General features: G+C 63.0%; 25 protein-coding genes. 16 read left to right on the top strand and 9 right to left on the bottom strand.

Annotated elements, in window-relative coordinates:
- Positions 1-46: 46 nt before the first annotated feature.
- Together ASD44_RS02890 and ASD44_RS02885 are read right to left on the bottom strand one after the other, a co-directional pair.
- Positions 47-826 (bottom strand): HpcH/HpaI aldolase/citrate lyase family protein, encoded by a 780-nt coding sequence (locus tag ASD44_RS02890; protein WP_056115319.1) that lies wholly within the window; start codon positions 824-826, stop codon positions 47-49.
- Positions 827-926: 100 nt separating this feature from the next.
- On the bottom strand, positions 927-1,247 hold the full coding sequence (locus ASD44_RS02885; protein WP_056115317.1) for a DUF1476 domain-containing protein: 321 nt from the start codon (positions 1,245-1,247) through the stop codon (positions 927-929).
- 274 nt (positions 1,248-1,521) lie between these two features.
- Between ASD44_RS02885 and purC the strand changes: the two genes are divergently transcribed.
- The 8 genes from purC to ASD44_RS02845 are packed head-to-tail and all read left to right on the top strand — an operon-like array spanning position 1,522 to position 7,539.
- Complete coding sequence (gene purC, locus ASD44_RS02880) at positions 1,522-2,319, top strand: phosphoribosylaminoimidazolesuccinocarboxamide synthase (RefSeq protein ID WP_056108545.1); 798 nt, start codon at positions 1,522-1,524, stop codon at positions 2,317-2,319.
- A gap of 52 nt (positions 2,320-2,371) precedes the next feature.
- The gene (purS, locus tag ASD44_RS02875; protein ID WP_056108542.1) at positions 2,372-2,614 is read left to right on the top strand and encodes a phosphoribosylformylglycinamidine synthase subunit PurS; all 243 of its coding nucleotides are present in this window, start codon (positions 2,372-2,374) and stop codon (positions 2,612-2,614) included.
- Positions 2,615-3,283, top strand: a complete 669-nt coding sequence (purQ, locus tag ASD44_RS02870; RefSeq protein WP_056108539.1) for a phosphoribosylformylglycinamidine synthase subunit PurQ — start codon at positions 2,615-2,617, stop codon at positions 3,281-3,283.
- A 31-nt stretch (positions 3,284-3,314) separates the two neighbouring features.
- The gene (locus ASD44_RS02865; RefSeq protein WP_056115316.1) at positions 3,315-3,977 is read left to right on the top strand and encodes a glutathione S-transferase family protein; all 663 of its coding nucleotides are present in this window, start codon (positions 3,315-3,317) and stop codon (positions 3,975-3,977) included.
- Positions 3,974-4,396 (top strand): hypothetical protein, encoded by a 423-nt coding sequence (locus tag ASD44_RS02860; protein ID WP_056108537.1) that lies wholly within the window; start codon positions 3,974-3,976, stop codon positions 4,394-4,396. The genes ASD44_RS02865 and ASD44_RS02860 overlap by 4 nt, the downstream gene beginning before the upstream one ends.
- Before the next feature lie 3 nt (positions 4,397-4,399).
- On the top strand, positions 4,400-5,032 hold the full coding sequence (locus tag ASD44_RS02855) for a Pr6Pr family membrane protein (protein WP_056108534.1): 633 nt from the start codon (positions 4,400-4,402) through the stop codon (positions 5,030-5,032).
- A gap of 34 nt (positions 5,033-5,066) precedes the next feature.
- Positions 5,067-7,292, top strand: a complete 2,226-nt coding sequence (gene purL / locus ASD44_RS02850; RefSeq protein WP_056108531.1) for a phosphoribosylformylglycinamidine synthase subunit PurL — start codon at positions 5,067-5,069, stop codon at positions 7,290-7,292.
- 13 nt (positions 7,293-7,305) lie between these two features.
- On the top strand, positions 7,306-7,539 hold the full coding sequence (locus ASD44_RS02845; protein WP_056108528.1) for a BolA family transcriptional regulator: 234 nt from the start codon (positions 7,306-7,308) through the stop codon (positions 7,537-7,539).
- An 18-nt stretch (positions 7,540-7,557) separates the two neighbouring features.
- On the opposite strand, the gene ASD44_RS02840 is transcribed toward ASD44_RS02845, so the two are convergent.
- Entirely contained in the window at positions 7,558-8,352 is a 795-nt protein-coding gene (locus tag ASD44_RS02840; protein WP_056108525.1) for a phosphodiester glycosidase family protein, read from the bottom strand.
- Positions 8,353-8,499: 147 nt separating this feature from the next.
- On the opposite strand from ASD44_RS02840, the gene grxD reads away from it, so the two are divergent.
- A complete protein-coding gene (gene grxD / locus ASD44_RS02835) occupies positions 8,500-8,835 on the top strand; it encodes a Grx4 family monothiol glutaredoxin (RefSeq protein WP_056108522.1) in 336 nt (111 codons plus the stop codon).
- Between the two features lie 110 nt (positions 8,836-8,945).
- Positions 8,946-10,190 (top strand): multidrug effflux MFS transporter, encoded by a 1,245-nt coding sequence (locus ASD44_RS02830; protein ID WP_056108519.1) that lies wholly within the window; start codon positions 8,946-8,948, stop codon positions 10,188-10,190.
- On the opposite strand, the gene ttcA is transcribed toward ASD44_RS02830, so the two are convergent.
- The 3 genes from ttcA to ASD44_RS02815 all read right to left on the bottom strand — a co-directional run bounded on the left by ttcA (position 10,178) and on the right by ASD44_RS02815 (position 12,419).
- Complete coding sequence (gene ttcA, locus ASD44_RS02825; RefSeq protein WP_056108517.1) at positions 10,178-11,050, bottom strand: tRNA 2-thiocytidine(32) synthetase TtcA; 873 nt, start codon at positions 11,048-11,050, stop codon at positions 10,178-10,180. The two genes, ASD44_RS02830 and ttcA, sit on opposite strands and share 13 nt — an antisense overlap.
- Positions 11,051-11,174: 124 nt before the next feature.
- Positions 11,175-11,792 carry a 30S ribosomal protein S4 gene (gene rpsD / locus ASD44_RS02820; RefSeq protein ID WP_056108514.1) on the bottom strand — a complete coding sequence of 206 codons (618 nt, stop codon included), beginning with the start codon at positions 11,790-11,792 and terminating at the stop codon, positions 11,175-11,177.
- Positions 11,793-12,017: 225 nt separating this feature from the next.
- Complete coding sequence (locus tag ASD44_RS02815; RefSeq protein WP_056115313.1) at positions 12,018-12,419, bottom strand: helix-turn-helix domain-containing protein; 402 nt, start codon at positions 12,417-12,419, stop codon at positions 12,018-12,020.
- Positions 12,420-12,533: 114 nt separating this feature from the next.
- On the opposite strand from ASD44_RS02815, the gene ASD44_RS02810 reads away from it, so the two are divergent.
- Positions 12,534-13,433: an NmrA family NAD(P)-binding protein gene (locus ASD44_RS02810; protein WP_056108511.1), complete on the top strand. Its 900-nt coding sequence runs from the start codon at positions 12,534-12,536 to the stop codon at positions 13,431-13,433.
- A gap of 54 nt (positions 13,434-13,487) precedes the next feature.
- On the opposite strand, the gene ASD44_RS02805 is transcribed toward ASD44_RS02810, so the two are convergent.
- From ASD44_RS02805 to ASD44_RS02795, 3 genes are read right to left on the bottom strand one after another with little or no spacing between them, the layout of a single operon-like run.
- The gene (locus ASD44_RS02805; RefSeq protein ID WP_056108508.1) at positions 13,488-13,673 is read right to left on the bottom strand and encodes a DUF3008 family protein; all 186 of its coding nucleotides are present in this window, start codon (positions 13,671-13,673) and stop codon (positions 13,488-13,490) included.
- A gap of 56 nt (positions 13,674-13,729) precedes the next feature.
- Positions 13,730-14,539: a glutamate racemase gene (gene murI / locus ASD44_RS02800; protein WP_056115311.1), complete on the bottom strand. Its 810-nt coding sequence runs from the start codon at positions 14,537-14,539 to the stop codon at positions 13,730-13,732.
- Positions 14,539-15,363, bottom strand: a complete 825-nt coding sequence (locus tag ASD44_RS02795) for an RNA methyltransferase (RefSeq protein WP_056108504.1) — start codon at positions 15,361-15,363, stop codon at positions 14,539-14,541. The genes murI and ASD44_RS02795 overlap by 1 nt, the downstream gene beginning before the upstream one ends.
- A 200-nt stretch (positions 15,364-15,563) precedes the next feature.
- On the opposite strand from ASD44_RS02795, the gene ASD44_RS02790 reads away from it, so the two are divergent.
- From ASD44_RS02790 to ASD44_RS02770, 5 genes are all read left to right on the top strand, one after another.
- Positions 15,564-16,775: an NADP-dependent isocitrate dehydrogenase gene (locus ASD44_RS02790; RefSeq protein ID WP_056108500.1), complete on the top strand. Its 1,212-nt coding sequence runs from the start codon at positions 15,564-15,566 to the stop codon at positions 16,773-16,775.
- 221 nt (positions 16,776-16,996) lie between these two features.
- Positions 16,997-17,641, top strand: coding sequence for a lysophospholipid acyltransferase family protein (locus ASD44_RS02785; protein ID WP_056108497.1), 645 nt, complete (start codon positions 16,997-16,999; stop codon positions 17,639-17,641).
- Positions 17,638-18,585, top strand: a complete 948-nt coding sequence (locus ASD44_RS02780) for a phosphatidate cytidylyltransferase (protein WP_056108495.1) — start codon at positions 17,638-17,640, stop codon at positions 18,583-18,585. Before ASD44_RS02785 ends, ASD44_RS02780 begins: the two co-directional genes overlap by 4 nt.
- A complete protein-coding gene (locus ASD44_RS02775) occupies positions 18,585-18,974 on the top strand; it encodes a hypothetical protein (protein ID WP_056108492.1) in 390 nt (129 codons plus the stop codon). The genes ASD44_RS02780 and ASD44_RS02775 overlap by 1 nt, the downstream gene beginning before the upstream one ends.
- A complete protein-coding gene (locus ASD44_RS02770) occupies positions 18,971-19,612 on the top strand; it encodes a CDP-alcohol phosphatidyltransferase family protein (protein ID WP_056108489.1) in 642 nt (213 codons plus the stop codon). The genes ASD44_RS02775 and ASD44_RS02770 overlap by 4 nt, the downstream gene beginning before the upstream one ends.
- The last annotated feature ends 5 nt before the right edge of the window (positions 19,613-19,617 follow it).

Here is a 19,617-nt window from a genome sequence, read left to right as displayed (position 1 = left end):
CTGCCTACTGCCTACTGCCTACTGCCTACTGCCTACTGCCTACTGCCTACTGCCTACTGCCTATCGACTTCTTCACATTCGCCAGCAACGTCTTCGCGCCTAGTGCCATCAGCGTGTGTTCTGAACCCATGGCAAGCAGCCGGTAGCCCATTTCAACCAGGCGGCCAGCGACGCCCGGGTCGACGACATATATCCCGGCATGTTTGTCCGCGGCTCGGGCGCGGGCGACGACCGAAGCGATGGTCCCCATCATGTCTTCGAGCGTCGAATTGATCGTCCCGCCATTCGTCCAGGCGATGGAAAAATCCGACGGCCCGAGGAAGATGCCGTCGATACCGGGCGTCGCCATGATGCCGTCGAGGACGTCCAGCGCGGCGCGCGTTTCGACCATGGCGAAGGCCAGCGTGCGCTGGTTGCTTTCATGCAGCCATTCGACGGACGTGCCCTTGCCGTGCCTCGGCATGGCGTATGTAGGCCCCCAGGAGCGTTCGCCAAGCGGCGGATACTTCATCGCCGCGGCAAAGCGCTCGGCGTCGGCCACCGAGTTCACCATCGGCGCGATGACCGCCTCGGCGCCGAAATCGAGAGCCCGGCTGGCCATGTCGAAGCGCCCGACGGGAATGCGCACGAGGGCCGGCTTGCCTGCCGCCTGGATGGCGGGGATGGAACGCAGAACGCTGTCCTCGTGATGTCCGCCATGCTGCATGTCCAGCGTCACCGCATCGAACCCCTGCGCGGCGACGATTTCGACGGTCAGCGCGTCGGGAACACCGGACCATGCGGTGCAAAGCGTTTCTCCGGCCGCGAGGCGGGATTTCAGGGACATGCGATCCTCCGGTTTTGATTCCAGTTTCAGACGGAAATACCGGAAACGCAAAGAAAAACCGCCCGGCAAGCCGGGCGGTTTGCTGGTCCAGAGAAATGGATCAGGTGTTCTTGATCTGCTCGATGGCCTGCGCCATCAATTCGTCCATGGTGCGGCGAATCTGATGGTCGGACTGGTCGATGCCAGCCGCATCAAAATCCTTGCGGACCTTGCGGAAAACGTCGTGATCGCCGGCTTCCTCGATGTCGGCCACTACCACTTCCCTGGCATAGGCGTCGGCATCGGCGCCGGACTTGCCGAGCTTTTCGGCCGCCCACAGGCCAAGCGCCTTGTTGCGGCGCGCCGTCGCCTTGAAGCGCAGTTCCTCGTCGAAGGCGAATTTGCGTTCGAAACCTTCTTCGCGGTCCTTCATGCTGCTCATGGCATTCCTCCGGATGGATGGCGATTCGTTGGTGGTGAATATGTGGTCGGGAAGCACAAATCAAAAGGCCGCATCGCGGTCAATATCACACATGGCCCGCGGTGCTGCGGCATTTCGGTCCGCAACCGGCCGCCGAAACTGTGATTGGACCGATTTGCCAATTGAGCAAACGGCACGATTGCGCTAGAGACCGCGTGAGACCCACAGCCGCCGCTCAGGCGAGAGAAAGGGACCGGGTGCCGCCACCTGCCCTTCCAACCAGAGAACAAATCCGATGAAGTCACGCCGCCGCATCTACGAAGGCAAGGCCAAAATCCTCTATGAAGGACCAGAGCCGGGAACGCTGATCCAGTTCTTCAAGGACGATGCCACCGCGTTCAACAAGAAAAAGCACGAAGTGGTGGACGGCAAGGGCGTGCTCAACAACCGCATTTCCGAGCACATCTTCAACCATCTCAACCGCATGGGCATTCCGACGCACTTCATCAAGCGGCTCAACATGCGCGAGCAGCTGATCAAGGAAGTCGAGATCATCCCGCTGGAAGTGGTCGTGCGCAATGTCGCGGCCGGTTCGCTGGCCAAGCGCCTCGGCATCGAGGAAGGCACGGTGCTGCCGCGCTCCATCATCGAATTCTACTACAAAGCCGATGCGCTGGACGATCCGATGGTCTCGGAAGAGCACATCACCGCCTTTGGCTGGGCCAGTCCCCAGGAAATCGACGACGTCATGGCGCTGGCCATCCGCGTCAACGACTTCCTCTCCGGCCTGTTCATGGGCGTCGGCATCCAGCTCGTCGATTTCAAGATCGAATGCGGCCGACTGTTCGAGGGCGACATGATGCGCATCGTCGTCGCCGACGAGATTTCGCCGGATTCATGCAGGCTGTGGGATGTCGCTACCCAGGACAAGCTCGACAAGGACCGCTTCCGCCGTGACATGGGCGGGCTGGTCGAGGCCTATCAGGAAGTGGCGCGGCGCCTCGGCATCATGAACGAGAACGAGCCGCCTCGCCCGACCGGGCCGGTGCTGGTTGCCACCAGCGAGCCGCCGAAGGGCACAAAGCCGCATTGACCCATGTGCCGGCGTCCACAGCGCCAGCCCTCCACACTCCAAGGATCGCATCGTGATAAAAGCCCGCGTCACCGTAACCCTCAAGAACGGCGTGCTCGACCCGCAGGGCAAGGCGATCGAACATGCGCTGTCCGGCCTGGGTTTCGGCGGCGTCGGCGCCGTACGCCAGGGCAAGGTGTTCGACATCGAAATCGACAGCGCCGACAAGGCGCAAGCCGAAACCGACCTCAAGGCCATGTGCGACAAGCTCCTGGCGAATACCGTGATCGAGAATTACGCGGTGGAGGTGGGTTAAGTGAAATCCGCAGTCGTTCTCCTCCCCGGCCTCAACCGCGACCGCGACATGATCGCGGCGCTGACCAAGATTTCGGGCCAAGCGCCTGCCACCGTCTGGCAGACAGACACGGAAATCCCGGATGTCGACCTGATCGCCATTCCCGGCGGCTTTTCCTTCGGCGATTACCTGCGCTGCGGCGCCATCGCCGCCCGCTCGCCGGTGATGCGCGCCGTTGCTGAAAAGGCAGCGCAGGGCGTCATGGTCGTCGGCGTCTGCAACGGCTTCCAGATCCTGGTCGAAGCGGGCCTTTTGCCCGGTGCGCTGATGCGCAACGCCTCGCTCAAATTCGTCTGCCGCGAGGTGAAGCTCTCGGTGGCGAACGCCAACACCGCCTTTACCCGCGGTTACCAGCCGAACCAGGTTATCCGCTGCCCGGTTGCGCATCACGACGGCAACTATTTCGCCGACGACGAGACGTTGAAACGCATGGAAGGCGAAGGCCAAGTGGTGTTCCGCTACGCCGAAGGCACCAATCCGAACGGCTCGATCAACGACATTGCCGGCATCGTTTCGGCCAAGGGCAACGTGCTTGGCCTGATGCCGCATCCGGAAAACCTGATCGAGGCCGCGCATGGCGGCATTGACGGCCGCGCGCTGTTCGAGGGCGCGCTCAGGATCGCCGCTTGACCTTTTCGCCGGCAACCGCGAAGACTCGGCGATGAAGCTCTATTCGCGCCCCCTCTCCACATACTCCTCCATCATCCGCGGCATCGCCTATTTGAAAGACGTGCCGCTGAAGATCATTGCGCCGCCGCCGGGCATACCGATTCCGGAGGAATTCCGCGCCATCTCGCCGCTCAACCGCATTCCGGTGCTGATCACCGGCTCGGGCGAGACGATCGTGGAATCGGTGGTGATCGCCGAATATCTCGAAGAGCGATTCCCGGAGCCGGTGCTTCTGCCGCAGGACCCGCGCGAACGGGCGCTGGTGCGCATGTTCTGCCGCATTGCCGACCTCGACGTGCTGACGCCGACCATACGCCTGTTCGAGCTGATCAGCGCCGCAGCACGCGACGAGGCGGCGATCACCTATTATTCCAAACGCCAGCAAAACGGTCTCGCGGCGGTCGAGGCGCGGCTGGCGCGAGGCCCCTATGCGCTGGGCGAGCAATTGACCTTCGCCGATGCCTGGTTGACGCCGATCCGCTTCATCTTCAACAATTACCGCGTCATGTCGGGCGAGACCGATCTGCTCGACCCCTATCCGAAATTCGAGGCCTACGAGCAGATTGCGCGGCAGCAGCCGGCGCTGTCGCTCGTCTGGAACGAGATGGATGACGGGCTGACGGTGTTCATGAAGGAATTCAAGGCGGACGCATGACACGCATCTCGTTCGTTGCACCGGCCATCGCTCTTCTGACCGTCGCCGGGCTTTCCCTGGCCGGCTGCCAGTCCGGGGCCAAGAGCACACCGTCCGTTCCCAGCGGCAAGAGCGCCTCGCTGCGAGCGATGGAACAGGTGGCGATCGCTGCCCACAAATGCTGGATCGCCAGCAAGGACCCTGCCTTCCGGCAGTACCAGATGGCGAACGAGCTGAACAATTTCGGCGGCACGCCGCGGTTCCTTCTGGTTCCGGCCAAGCATTACGGCGGCAAACCGCTGCTCGTGGTGCAGGCGCGCGGCAGCTCCAGCAGCGTCGAAGTATTCGGGCCGCTGACCACCGAATCCATTGGGCCGCGAATCAGCGCCGACGTCGCGCGCTGGCAGACCGGCGACAGCGACTGCGGCGCGAAGGCATAGCCAATGGGGCGGGCGCTGCAGATTGCGGGCCTTGCCGTTGGACTGGTCGGGCTCATCCTGCAATTCTGCCTGACCATTCCGGCAGCGCTGGCGGCCGGGCGCGGCGTGGCCGGTTCGCTTGTCTTCTACTTTTCCTTCTTCACCATCCTGACCAACATTGCCGCCGTTTTCGTCCATGCCTCATTGCTCTCGCCGGGCGGCTACGCATGGTTTCCGGCCTTTGCCGGCCGGCGGATGCGCGCCTGCGTCGCCGTGTCGATCACACTTGTCTCGATCGTCTATGCCACCGTGCTGGCGCAGCTATGGCAACCCCAGGGCCTCTTTCTCGTGGCCGACTTGCTCCTGCACTACGTCGCGCCCATCCTGTTCGTTCTGTGGTGGCTGGGCGCCGGCGCAGACGGCTCGACGCGCTGGAGCGATATTCCGATCTGGATGATCTACCCCGTCGCCTACCTCGTCTACGCGCTGGCCCGAGCGCCGCTCGCCGGTGAAGTGCCCTATCCTTTCCTCGATGTCGCGAAAAATGGCGTGGGGGGCGTTGCACTGTCGGCGGCAGGCGTCGCCGGGCTTTTTCTTGTGCTGAGCGTGGTGGCCGTGCTTGCGGACCACGCCGTTTCAAGGTTTAGGAAGCCCTGATCTTTCAACAAGGCCGGACCGACCGGAAGATTTGATGACCATTTCGAACAGCGTGCCGATCACACCGGACCTCATCGCCGCGCACGGACTGAAGCCGGACGAATACCAGCGCATCCTCGACCTCGTCGGACGCGAGCCGAGCTTCACCGAACTCGGCATCTTTTCCGCCATGTGGAACGAGCACTGCTCGTACAAATCCTCCAAGAAATGGCTGCGGACGCTGCCGACCAAAGGCGATGTCGTCATCCAGGGTCCGGGCGAGAATGCCGGCGTCGTCGATATCGGCGACGGCGACTGCGTGGTCTTCAAGATGGAGAGCCACAACCACCCCTCCTATATCGAGCCCTACCAGGGCGCGGCGACCGGCGTCGGCGGCATCTTGCGCGATGTCTTCACCATGGGCGCGCGGCCGGTCGCGGCGATGAATGCGCTGCGCTTCGGCGCGCCGGACCATCCCAAGACCAAGCATCTGGTCGCCGGCGTGGTGTCCGGCGTCGGCGGCTACGGCAATTCCTTCGGCGTGCCGACGGTGGGCGGCGAAGTGAATTTCGACGCACGCTACAACGGCAACATCCTGGTCAATGCCTTCGCGGCCGGGCTGGCGAAAACCGATGCTATCTTCCTCTCCGAGGCGAAGGGCGTCGGCCTGCCCGTCGTCTATCTCGGCGCCAAGACCGGACGCGACGGCGTCGGCGGCGCGACGATGGCCTCGGCGGAATTCGACGACAAGATCGACGAAAAGCGTCCCACCGTGCAGGTCGGCGATCCCTTCACCGAGAAATGCCTGCTGGAAGCCTGCCTGGAGCTGATGGCGTCGGGCGCGGTCATCGCCATCCAGGACATGGGCGCCGCCGGCCTTACCTGCTCGGCGGTGGAAATGGGCGCCAAGGGCGACCTCGGCATCGAGCTCGACCTCGACAAGGTGCCGGTGCGCGAGGAGCGCATGAGCGCCTACGAGATGATGCTTTCCGAAAGCCAGGAACGCATGCTGATGGTGCTGCGGCCCGAGAAAGAGAAGGAAGCCGAAGCGATCTTCCACAAATGGGGGCTGGATTTCGCCATCGTCGGCAAGACCACCGACGATCTGCGTTTCCGCATCCTCCATCAGGGCGACGAGGTGGCGAACCTGCCGATCAAGGAACTGGGCGACCAGGCGCCCGAATATGACCGCCCGTGGGTGGAACCGGCCAAGCCTGCCGCGCTCGCGGCTAGCGATGTACCGCAGGCTGATGTGGCGGACGCGCTGCTCAAGCTGCTGGGCGGCCCGGACCTGTCGTCGCGCCGCTGGGTGTGGGAGCAGTATGACACGCTGATCCAGGGCAACTCGCTGCAACTGCCGGGCGGTGACGCCGGCGTGGTGCGCGTCGAAGGCCACGCGACCAAGGCGCTCGCCTTTTCCTCAGACGTCACCCCGCGTTACTGCGAGGCCGACCCGTTCGAGGGCGGCAAGCAGGCCGTGGCAGAGTGCTGGCGCAACCTGACCGCGACAGGCGCGCTGCCGCTCGCGGCCACCGACAATCTGAATTTCGGCAATCCCGAGCGCCCGGAAATCATGGGCCAGCTCGTCGGCGCCATCAAGGGCATCGGCGAGGCCTGCCGTACGCTCGGCTTTCCCATCGTTTCCGGCAACGTCTCGCTCTACAACGAGACCAACGGCCGGGGCATCCTGCCGACGCCGACCATCGGTGGTGTCGGGTTGCTGTCCGACTGGTCGAAAATGGCCCGCATCGGCTTCGCGCGCGAGAACGAGGTGATCCTGCTTGTCGGCGGTCCGGAGCGCTGGGGCACGCATCTTGGCCAGTCCGTCTACCTGCGCGATCTGCATGACCGGACGGACGGCCCACCTCCGCCGGTCGATCTGGGGCATGAGAAAAAGGTCGGCGACTTCGTCCGCAAGCTGATCGCGTCGGGCGTCGTGACCGCCTGCCATGACGTGTCGGACGGCGGCCTTGCCGTGGCGCTGGCCGAAATGGCGATGGCTTCAGGCATCGGCGCGACCGTGCCCGGCTTGGCCGACATCGATCCGGTTCCCGTCTGGTTCGGCGAGGACCAGGGACGCTATGTGCTGACCGTCAATCTGGACCCACAGCAGGACGGCCTTCTCGAGCTTTGGAACCAAGCCAAGGAGCAGGGCATTTTCGCGCCGTGGATCGGCACGACAGGCGGCAGCGATTTGAAACTGGGCAGCGCGCGTGCGATAGCTGTCAGCGAACTCAAGGCCGCGCACGAGGCCTGGTTCCCCCGCTTCATGGAAAACTGAGCAGGACTTTCCAATGGCAATGGACGCGCATGACATCGAACGGTTGATCAAGGAGGGCATTCCGGATGCCACCGTGACGATCCGCGACCTTGCCGGAGATGGCGACCACTACGCGGCTGAGGTCGTGGCCGAAAGCTTTCGCGGCAAGAGCAGGGTGCAGCAGCACCAGATGGTCTACAACGCGCTCAAGGGCAATATGGGCGGCGTGCTGCACGCGCTGGCCCTGCAGACCAGCGCGCCGGACTGATTGGAACAAGCCTAGGGGCTACTCTTTCTCGCTGATGGCCAGGATCGGCCCGACCGGGCGCTTGCCGCCGACGATCATGCGGCGGCCATCCGAGAGCGCGGAAATATCGCCATCGAGGAACAGGGCGTTGGGACAGGCCAGCGTATCCTTGAACAACCGCCCGAAGCTACCGAGACTGACCGGCCCGCGCGAGATCGCCAGCACGACCATGCCGTCACCGCGCACGCCGACGCCGTTGCGGGTGTAGCGCGACAGGCCGTCGGCTTCGAACCTTGGATGCAGTTGCCCGTCGATGACAAGCATCGGGCCGGACTGGGTTGCAAATGCGACATCGAGCTTCGCGGTGGCGTAGGCGCTGGTTTCCAGAACGCCTGCGCGGCCATCCTTGCCGACGAAAAAGACACCGTTGGGTTTCAGGAAGAAATTCCCCTTCGCGTCGGCCGTGTTAAGCGGCGCCTCCTCCTGGGCGTTGTCGACGAACAGGCCGACAGGACCCAGGCCTTCATGATACATGCCGGCGTTCATGGCGAGCAGAACGGGCTTTCCAGTCGCCGCCATCGCCTTTCCGAACGCTTCCAGCGATCCGTAGGGTTTTCCATCTGCATCGGTTCTGGCAACGGTAATCCGGTGCGTGCGAGGGTCTATTTCGCACACGACATAGGCGACGCCTTCGAAGCTCTTGTCCCGGCAAAGCGCCGGCAGTTCCCCGGCCACCAGCGATGGTTTCGCCGGCGGGCGCTTCCCCAGAAACGCGGCTGCCGCCACCGCCACAAGGCCAAGGCCTATCGCGGCCAGATATCGCTTTTTCAGCATTGAGATGAATTCGTCCTCGAATCTTGGTTCAAATCCACGCCTTTCAATGCCCCATGCGTACAGTCGGGCGGCAAATGTCTTGTTTCGGGTCGCGTGCGGGTTTATCTGGTGTCAATGCCTGACTCCCAACAGGCGGAAGGATGATCCATGAGCGGAATCAACGACTATATCGACAGCGAAGTGAAGAGCCAGGACGTGGTTCTTTTCATGAAGGGAACGCCGGGTTTCCCGCAGTGCGGGTTCTCGGGCCAGGTCACGCAGATTCTCGATTATCTGGGCGTCGACTACAAGGGCGTCAACGTTCTCACCTCCAATGAACTGCGCCAGGGCATCAAGGACTTTTCGAACTGGCCGACCATCCCGCAGCTTTACGTCAAAGGCGAATTCGTCGGCGGCTGCGACATCATCCGGGAAATGTTCCAGGCAGGCGAACTGCAGACATTCCTGGAAGAAAAAGGCGTCAGCGTCAAAGGCGCGGCCTGACCGATTTCCGCCGGGGTTTCTGCCGGCTGCATTCGATCCCGGCCCGCCCCGGCAACGAGACGAGCAAATGCGCCGAAACCCGGCGCATTTTCTTTTGAACGGAATTTGCAATGGATACTCCCAGCCAAGTGACCGAGCCGCAGGGCGCGCTGTCCATTCCGCGCTGGGAGTTCATCACGCTGTGCGCGGCGCTGATGGCGCTCAACGCACTTGCCATCGACATCCTGCTGCCGGCGTTGCAGCACATTGGCGAAAGTCTCGGCGTCGAGAACGAGAATCACCGTCAATACGTCATCCCAGCCTATATCTTCGGCTTCAGCATTGCCCAGATCGTCTTCGGTCCGCTGTCCGACAGGTTCGGAAGGCGCGGACCGCTGCTGATCGGCCTCGCCATCTACATTCTGGCGGCAGCCGCCGCCACCGTCGCGCCGACATTCGAGACGCTGCTGATCTGCCGGGTCATTCAGGGCGTGGGAGCTGCCGGCACCCGCGTCATCTCGGTTTCGATCGTGCGCGACGTGTTTGCCGGACGTCGCATGGCCGAAGTCATGTCGCTGATCTTCATGGTCTTCATGGCCGTTCCCGTCATTGCGCCCAGCATCGGCCAGGTCATCATGCTGTTCGCCTCCTGGCACTTCATCTTCCTGGTGATGGCGGCGGGAGCGCTAGCCAGCGCTCTGTGGGTTATGTTTCGTTTGCCTGAAACTCTCCATGCCGAATATAAGCGCCCATTGACCGCCAAATCTGTCCTCGGCGGCTTCCGCATCGTCATCACCAACCGGGTGACGTTTTGCTACACGATTGCCAGCACGCTGGCCTTCGGCGCCATGTTCGGCTTCATCACCAGCGTTCAGCAGATCTATGTCGGGCTCTATGGCCTCGGCCAGCTGTTTCCGGTGGTGTTCGCAGTGATGGCCGGCATGCTCTCGCTCACCAACCTGGCCAACTCACAGCTGGTCGGCCGCTACGGCATGCGCCTCCTTTCGCAAGGCGCATTGTGCGTCATGCTCGTCATCAGCCTGATCTGGGTGCTGCTTTCGCTCTGGGGACCTATCCCCCTGCCGATATTCCTCACCATCGTCGGCGGGATCATGGTTCCGTTCGCGCTGCTCGGCACGAACTTCAACGCGCTGGCGATGGAGCCGCTGGGACGGCTGGCAGGCACCGCTTCATCCTTCCTCGGTTCGATGCAGACCTTCGGCGGCGGTCTTTTCGGAACGATTGTCGGGCAGTCCTACAACGGCACGGTAACGCCGCTGGCGCTGGGTTTCCTGGTGATGGCGATCGGCGGGCTGGCAATGGTCGCCATCGCTGAAAAGGGGCGGATGTTCACGCCGCATAATCACCCGGTCTGATCGTCCACGGGCAAGCCGAGCGCGGCGAAATCGAACAGTTTGCGGTCGAGCAGATGTGACGGTCTGATATTCGCCAGCGCCCGGATCATCGTCTCCTTGCGGCCAGGCATCCGCTTTTCCATCTCGTCGAGCATGGCCTTCGTGGCATTGCGCTGCAATCCATCCTGACTGCCGCATAAATCGCAGGGGATGATGGGAAAGCGCATGGCGCCGGCGAATTTCTCGAGATCCATTTCGGCGCAATAGGATAGCGGCCGCAGCACCATGACATCGCCGTCGTCGTTGAGCAGCTTGGCCGGCATGGCCGCCAGCCTGCCGCCGTGGAACAGGTTCATGAAGAAGGTTTCGAGGATGTCCTCGCGGTGGTGGCCGAGCACCAGCGCCGAGCAGCCTTCCTCGCGCGCGATACGGTAGAGATGGCCACGCCTCAGCCGGGAACAAAGCGAGCAGTAGGTGCTGCCCTCCGGCAGCTTGTCTGTCACCACCGAATAGGTGTCCCGGTATTCGATGCGGTGCGCAATGCCATGTGCGGAGAGATAGTCCGGCAGGATGTGCTTGGGAAAATTCGGCTGCCCCTGATCCAGATTGCAGGCCAACAGGTCGACCGGCAGCAGGCCGCGCCATTTGAGGTCAAGAAGCAGAGCGAGCAGGCCGTAGGAATCCTTGCCGCCGGAAAGCGCCACCAGCCAGCGCTCGCCCGGCTTCACCATGGCGAAATCTTCCAGCGCCTGCCGGGTCTGGCGCAGCAGGCGCTTGCGCAGCTTGTTGAATTCAACTGACGACGGTGCATTCGCGAACAGCGGATGACAGCCGCCTTCGGTTTCGCCGGGATCGGCTATGGCGTCGGCGTGGATGTTCATGATCTTGATTCCTGCTGGATCGGTCTTGCCTTCCAGTGACTCCAGTGACGCACCATAGACGCACCCGCTTCAACGAAAAAGGCCGCCCTTGCGGGGCGGCCTTTGAAGCGAATGTGCGCCAGGATCAGCGCGAATAGAATTCGACGACCAGGTTCGGCTCCATCTGGACGGCGAAGGGCACGTCCGACAGGCCCGGGATGCGGGCGAAGGTGGCGGTCATCTTGTTGTGATCGGCTTCGATGTAGTCCGGCACGTCACGTTCTGCCAGGCCGACGGCCTCGAGCACGATGACGAGCTGCTTCGACTTCTCGCGGACTTCGATCACGTCGCCCGGCTTGCAGCGATAGGAGCTGATGTTGGTGCGCCGGCCGTTGACGTTCACGTGGCCGTGGTTGACGAACTGGCGCGCCGCGAAAATGGTCGGCACGAACTTGGCGCGGTAGACGACAGCGTCCAGGCGCGACTCGAGCAGGCCGATCAGGTTCTCGGAGGTATCGCCCTTGCGGCGGTTCGCCTCTTCGTAGGTCTTGCGGAACTGCTTTTCCGAAACGTCGCCGTAGTGGCCCTTCAGCTTCTGCTTGGCGCGCAGCTGCAGACCGAAGTCGGACAGCTTGCCCTTGCGGCGCTGGCCGTGCTGGCCGGGACCGTATTCACGCTTGTTGACCGGGGACTTAGGACGGCCCCAGATGTTTTCGCCAAGACGGCGGTCGAGCTTGTATTTTGCGGATTCGCGTTTGCTCATCGCATTCCCTTTCGAACAAAACGCCTACGGCCTCGCGGCCGGGGCAAAGGAAACGCGCCCTCCTCTGGCCTCCGTTTTCGAAGCCTGACAGGATTTTCCGCACGCTGCGGACGATCCACGGGACACGTCAAATGAAACACCGGCCCTTTTCGGACCAGCGTTGGCGGCTCAATAGGCGGAAACATCAGGGAAGTCAACGCCGCACCGGCAAGGCAGCTCGATGCTTCAGGCGGCCTGCCGCTGGAATTCGCCGCGCGCGGTACGGATCGCCGCGTGGTGCGTTTCGGCCCAGCGGATCAGATGCGACAGCGGCTCCAGCAGCGACTGGCCGAGCGGCGTCAGCCTGTATTCGACCGAAGGGGGCACGGTCGGATAAACATGCCGGCTCACCAGCCCGTCACGCTGCAGGTCGCGCAACGTCTGTGTCAGCATCCGCTGGGAAATGTCGGGCACGGCGCGCCTCAGCTCGCCGAAGCGGTGCGGCTTCTCGCCAAGCAGCGAGATGAACAACGTGCTCCACTTGTCACCGATCTGATCGAGCACATTGCGGACCGGGCAGTTGGCCAGCCCCTGGGGCACCGCCGCGCTGGCCTTGAACCTCGATGCGATGCGTGACTGCTCGGTCATGGTGGTTCCCTCGAAGTAACCTGGTTCTGGAAAACTGCCTTCTTTCGGCAGCGCCTTTGCATCCATATAGTTACCCTGCTCTCATTTTGAGACCATAGTCAACAGGATCACCATATGACCGACTTTCTCGTCACCGGCGCCTCCGGCAAGTTTGGACAAAGCGTCCTGCGCCACCTGCTCGATACTTTGAAGATCGCGCCGGGGCGTATCGCGGCCGCCAGCCGCAATCCGGACGCGCTTTCCCAATGGGCCGCGCGCGGCATCGCAACGCGCGCTGTCGATTTCGACGACGCTGCGTCGATGGCCACGGCGTTTGCCGGCGCCGGGCGCGTGCTGATCATCAGCACCAATGCGCTCGACGCGGAAGGCACCCGGCTGCGCCAGCATAGCGCCGCGATAGCCGCCGCCGCCAAGGCCGGCGTCGAGCATATCGTCTATACGTCGCTCCCGTATGCCGACACGTCGCCGGTGACCTTTGCGCCCGACCATGCCGGCACCGAAGCGGCCATCGCCGCAAGCGGCGTCGCCGGCTGGAGCATTTTGCGCAATCACTGGTATTTCGAGAATTTGTACCTGTCGATGCCGTCCGCGCTTGCCTCGGGACAATGGTACAGCGCTTCGGGCGACGGCAGGCTGGCGCACATTGCGCGCGACGATCTGGCCCTGGCGGCGGCGGTGGCGCTGACGGACGGCTTTGCCGGCCGCCGCACACTGACGCTCGGCGGCGGCAAGGCCCGCTCCACCGAGGAAGTCGCAGCAATGGTCAGGAACGCCACCGGCAAGCCGCTCACAGTGGTCCACGTACCGCTCGACGGACTTGTTCAAGGTATGATCGGCGCCGGCCTGCCCGCGGGCGTCGCCACGGTGCTCGGATCCTTCGACGCCGCACAGAAGGGCGGTTTCCTCGATGGCAATTCGAACGAGTTTGAGACCCTCACCGGCCGCAAGCCACGTCCGTTCGAGGATTGGCTGGCGGAAAACGCCGGAGCGCTTGCAACGCCTGCCGCGCATTGACGTCACAGCTTGTCCCGCCGGCCTTGCTGGCGGAGGGACATGCGCAGGACGGGCTCAGTCGCCCTTTTTCTCGGGCAGGCCTTTGCGCTTCGTTTCGGCGAACTCCTCGAGCTGCTTTTCGCTCATCGAACTGTACATGCTCTTGGAAGCGCCCTTGAGTTCGCTTTTCCTCGTTTCGCCGCGCTTGGCCGAAAGGGCTGCGCCTGCGGCTTTCTGCTGCGCTTTGGATGTGGCGGGCATGGCCGTATCTCCTGTCAAAGCAGGAGAACGCATCGTTCCCGCCGATGTTCCTGCATTCAGGGAACCGTGAGGCCGAAACCCTGCATGAGGCGCGTGACGGCGAAATCAGGCTTGCCGGAGGTGAACACGGCGATGTCCCTGATTTCGTCGGACGGCCTGCCTTGGTCCGCACCGGCCACGGCCAAGGAAAGCGCCCGCCGGGCGATAGCCTCGGCCGGATCGAGCCAGTCCACCGGCCATGGCGCGGTCTTGCGCATACGGTTGACGAGGAAGGGATAGTGCGTGCAGGCAAGCACCACGATGTCGGTGCGGGCGCCATCCTGCTCGATGAAGCACGGTGCGATCTCGGCGCGCACCGCTTCCTCGTCGACGAAGCCGTCGCGCATATAGGTTTCCGCCAGACCCGCCAGCCTGTCGCTGCCGACGAGGCGGACATGGCATTTCGAGGCCCATTGGCGGATGAGGTCGCGGGTATATTGCCGCTTCACGGTTCCCGGCGTCGCCAGCACCGAGACGAGGCCCGACCGCGTCCGCTCGGCCGCGGGCTTGATCGCCGGCACGGTGCCGACGAAGAGATGGCCGGGGAACGCCTCGCGCAAAGAGTCGATCGCCAGCGTCGAGGCAGTGTTGCAGGCGATGACCGAAAGCGCCGGGCGGTAGCGTTCCAGCAGACTCGCAAAGAGGGTGAGCAGATGCGCCCGCAGCGCCTCCTCTTCCCATGCGCCATAGGGGAAAGCGGCGTCATCGGCGATGTAGATGAAACGACGATCCGGCATCAGCACGCGTGCTTCGCGCAGGACCGTCAAGCCGCCGACGCCGGAATCGAACATCAGGATGGGACCGCTGGCGTTGCTGGCGACGGCCATCACTCGAGGTCCTTCGCTCCGGCGGGCCGACGCCGGGGATCGTCGCCGGGCGACCCCTCACCCTTGCGCAGCAGGGGCGAAAACCTGTCCAGCGAGGAAATCACGCCCTGCAGCACCCTGAGCTCAGGTCCGGTGAAGGAAGCGCGCGTCAGCACGGCGCGGAGGTTGTCGATCATTTTCGGCTTCTTGGGCAAGGGCCGGAAATAGCCCCGCGCATCGAGCGCCTGCTCCAGATTGGAGAACAGGCTGTGCAACTGCTCCTTGGTCGCCGGCGCCATTTCACGCCCCGAAAAATTCGTCTGCGTTTCCTCCTCGAGGCCGGACTTCATCCACTCATAAGACATCAACAGCACGGCCTGCGCGATGTTGAGCGAGGCAAACGCCGGATCGACCGGAAAGGTGACGATCTCGTCCGCCAGGCCGACTTCGTCATTGTAGAGGCCGAAGCGTTCGCGGCCGAACAATATGCCCGTCTGCTGACCGGCCAGCGCGCGTCCGCGCAGCACCCTGCCCGCCTCGACCGGGCCGCGCACCGGCTTGAAGCCGTCGCGTTCGCGCGCCGTGGTGGCGAAGATGAAATTCAGGTCGGCGATCGCCGAGGGAAGATCGTCAAACACACGCGTCGCGTCGATAACGTGATCGGCATTGCTGGCGGCCGCCCGGGCCTTCTCGCTCGGCCAGCCGTCGCGCGGATTGACCAGCCGCAGTTCCGACAGACCGAAATTGGCCATCGCGCGCGCCACCATGCCGATGTTTTCGCCGAGCTGCGGCTCGACGAGGATGATGGCGGGGCCGCTGCCGGGATTTCGATCGCTTGAAGACATGAATGGCAATGAACCGTGTTTGCAGCATCCCCTGCCATATCCCTACAGGAAAATGAAGCATCGGCATGGCGGATATGAGAGGCTCGACCGCCATTGTCGCCGTTTGCACCCCAACGCGCGCTTTGATATAGGGGCCGCATCTTACTTGGCCGCGCCTTTGCGCGCGGCTTTTCCGACATCAGCAGCGAGGCTTTCATTCCATGGCGAAGATCAAGGTGGCGAACCCGGTTGTCGAACTCGACGGCGACGAGATGACCCGCATCATCTGGCAGTTCATCAAGGACAAGCTGATCCACCCTTATCTCGACATCGACCTGGAATATTACGACCTCAGCGTCGAAAACCGTGACGCCACCAACGACCAGGTGACCATCGATTCCGCCAACGCCATCAAGAAGCACGGCGTCGGCGTGAAATGCGCCACCATCACTCCCGACGAACAGCGCGTCGAAGAGTTCAAGCTCAAGAAGATGTGGAAGTCGCCGAATGGCACGATCCGCAACATCCTCGGCGGCACCATCTTCCGCGAGCCGATCATCATGAAGAACGTGCCGCGGCTGGTGCCGGGCTGGACCAAGCCGATCATCGTCGGCCGCCATGCCTTCGGCGACCAGTACCGCGCCACCGACTTCAGGTTCCCCGGCAAGGGCAAGCTGACGATCAAGTTCGTCGGCGAGGACGGGAAGGTCATCGAGCACGAGGTGTTCGACGCGCCCGGCTCCGGCGTCGCCATGGCCATGTACAACCTCGACGAGTCGATCCGCGAATTCGCCCGCGCCTCGCTGAACTACGGCCTGCTGCGCAACTATCCGGTCTATCTGTCGACCAAGAACACCATCCTCAAGGCCTATGACGGCCGCTTCAAGGACATCTTCCAGGAAGTCTACGAGGCCGAGTTCGAGACCGAGTTCAAGGCACGCAAGCTGACCTACGAGCATCGGCTGATCGACGACATGGTCGCATCCAGCCTGAAATGGTCGGGCGGCTATGTCTGGGCCTGCAAGAACTACGACGGCGACGTGCAGTCCGATACAGTCGCGCAGGGCTTCGGTTCGCTCGGCCTGATGACCTCGGTGCTGATGACGCCGGACGGCAAGACCGTCGAAGCCGAAGCAGCCCACGGCACGGTGACGCGCCACTACCGCCAGCACCAGAAGGGCGAGGAAACCTCGACCAATTCCATCGCCTCCATCTTCGCCTGGACGCGCGGGCTTTCGCACCGCGCCAAGCTGGACGACAATGCCGCCCTGGCGCGCTTTGCCGAGACGCTGGAGAAGGTCTGCATCCAGACCGTGGAAGCCGGCTTCATGACCAAGGACCTGTCGCTGCTGATCGGGCCTGACCAGCCCTGGCTTTCCACCACCGGCTTCCTCGACAAGATCGACGAGAATTTGCAGAAGGCGATGGGCTGATCGAAACCGCCCGCTGACAATCAAAGCCCTGGTCTTCGGGGCTTTTTTGTGCCCGGCCCGCTCGCACATCTTTTTGATGCGGCTCGACCTGCCTGTTCCCATCCATTGACCAAGGGGCTGCATGAGCGCGGTGGAAAGCTCAGCGCTCGCATGGCGGGAGGATTTGCATCCTGCCTGGCTTCAGATATCGATTGTTTGCCGACGGAAATGCGAGAGGCCGCATGAAAGCGTTGTTCGCCAAGCTGGTCTCGATCATCGTCCTTCTTTTCGCCCGCGCCGTCACGGCCGTAAGGCCGATCTGGGACGAGAGCGGATTGCCGTCGCAACAATGCGTCTATTTCGCCAATCACAGCAGCCATGGCGACTTCATCCTGATCTGGACCGTTTTGCCTCCCCGGGTCCGGGAAAATGTGCGACCTGTCGCCGGGGCGGATTACTGGCTCAAGTCCAAAATCAACGCTTTCATCGGACGGGATGTCTTCAACGCCGTGCTGATCCAGCGCGTCCGGGAAGAGCGCGATGCCGACCCGGTCACCGTCATGGCCAACGCGCTCGACGAGGGCTCCTCGCTCATCTTCTTTCCCGAAGGAACGCGCAACCTCACCGACACGCCGCTGCAACCCTTCAAGAGCGGCCTGTTCCACCTCGCTTCCGCCCGCCCCCGGATCGATCTCATTCCCGTGTGGATCGCCAATCTCAACCGGGTGATGCCGAAAGGCGAGTTCGTACCGATCCCGCTGATTTGCACGGTCACGTTCGGTGCGCCGCTACGAATCGGCGAGGGTGAGACCAAGGACGCCTTCATCGAGCGGGCAAGGAACGCGCTGCTGGCCCTGGCCCCGATCAACGGGGAGACAGGGCGATGACCGATGCGCGCGCAGACATGCTCCTCCTCATCTCCGGGATTGGCGGGATCCTGATTCTCGCATCGCTCGTTGGGTATTTTCTGCAGCGCTGGCTGTCGCCAAATGGCTCCAACGCAGCAATCGAGAACCTGAACGCCCGCATCAACGCGTGGTGGATCATGGCGATCCTCATCGCCATTGCCTTCGTCGCCGGCCGTATCGGCGTGATCGTGCTTTTCGCCTTCTGCTCATTTGCGGCGCTGCGCGAATTCGTAACCCTCATCAACACGCGGCGCGCCGACCACTGGGCGCTGGCGACCGCGTTCTTCGTCGTCCTGCCGCTGCAATATTTCCTTTTGTGGAGTGAGGACTACGGCATCTTTGCCGTCTTCATCCCTGTCTATACCTTCCTTTTGATGCCCATCATCACCGTTCTGCGCGGCGACACGCAACGCTTCCTGATCCGGGTTGCTGAAGTCCAATGGGCGCTGATGATCTGCGTCTACTGCGCCTCGCACGTTCCCGCCCTGCTGACGCTGCGCATACCCGGCTATGAAGGCCGCAACGTCCTGCTGATCGCCTTCCTCATCATCGTCGTCCAACTGAGCGACGTGTTGCAATATGTCTGGGGCAAGCTGTTCGGGCGGACCAAGATCGCGCCGAATCTTTCACCCTCCAAGACCGTGGAAGGCTTTGTCGGCGGCGTCGCCAGCGCAACGCTGATCGGCGCCAGCTTGTGGTGGATCACCCCCTTCACGCCTCTCCAGGCCGGCGCGATGGCGCTGATCATCACGCTGATGGGCTTTTTCGGCGGCCTCGTCATGTCTGCGATCAAGCGCGATCGCGGCGTCAAGGACTGGGGTCACCTGATCGAAGGTCATGGCGGACTGATCGACAGGCTTGATTCCGTCGTGTTCTCAGCGCCGGTCTTCTTCCACCTCACCCGTTATTGGTGGACGCTCTGATGCCAGCCTGGCTGCGCAGCTTTGCCGGAAGCGGTGTCGTCCATGTCGCCTTCGCCTTCCTGGCGATGGGCGGATGGGCCGTCTTCGCCAACCGCGCCCATGCCATGCCCCGCCCGGTGCTGGCCGGGCTGGTGCAAGGCACGATGTCCGCCATTCTGACGCTTTGCCTCAAGACGACGATCGATGCCCTGTCGCACCGGTTTTCAGGCGTCAGCAGTTTCTGGGCGCCGCCCGCAATTGCCTGCATCCTGTCAACTGGCCTGCTCGTCGCGGTTCACACCATCAGCGGCACGCCCGAGATCCTGCGCACGATCCTGGTGCCGGTAATTGTTTCTGCGACCTACAGCGCGCTCTACAGCTATTCGATCTACCGCCGGGGGAAGCCATGACCACAGACAGCCGCCGCCCGCTCGCCAGCCGCGATACGAGGCTGGCGCAGACGATTGCCGGCCGCCTGGCGACGATGTCGGTGACGCCGAACATGATCTCGCAGGCGAGCATGGCGATGGCGGCGCTCGCAGGAACTTGCTTCTGGTTGGCAGGAGACAGCGAACCTCTCGTGAAAGGCATACTGCTTGTCGCGGCGGCTGTCTTTTGCCAGTTGCGCCTCCTGTGCAATCTGTTCGACGGCATGGTCGCGGTCGAAGGCGGCAAGGCAGCCGCGGACGGTCCATTCTGGAACGAGTTTCCAGACCGCATCGCCGATATGCTGATCTTCGTCGGCATCGGATACGCCGTCGCCTCCCCCGGCCTTGGCTGGGCAGCGGCCGCCATGGCTGTCATGACCGCCTATGTGCGTGAACTCGGCCGGGCGAACGGCGCCGGAAGCGATTTTTCCGGCCCGATGGCGAAGCAACACCGCATGGCCGTCGTCACTCTTGCCGCGCTCGTCTCGGTGCTGGAATTCCTCTGGGACGGCGACAACGAAATCCTGAGACTTGCCCTTTGGGTGGTGGCCGTGGGGGCCGCCTTCACGGCGCTCCGGCGCGGTCTTGCGCAAATCCGCCGGCTGAAAGGACCCTCATAGGCAGA

Origin of the sequence: Mesorhizobium sp. Root554 (assembly GCF_001427025.1) — a bacterium.
GTDB lineage: Bacteria > Pseudomonadota > Alphaproteobacteria > Rhizobiales > Rhizobiaceae > Mesorhizobium.
Note: the sequence above shows the minus strand (reverse complement) of the source record. Positions and strands in the feature narration are given on the sequence as shown.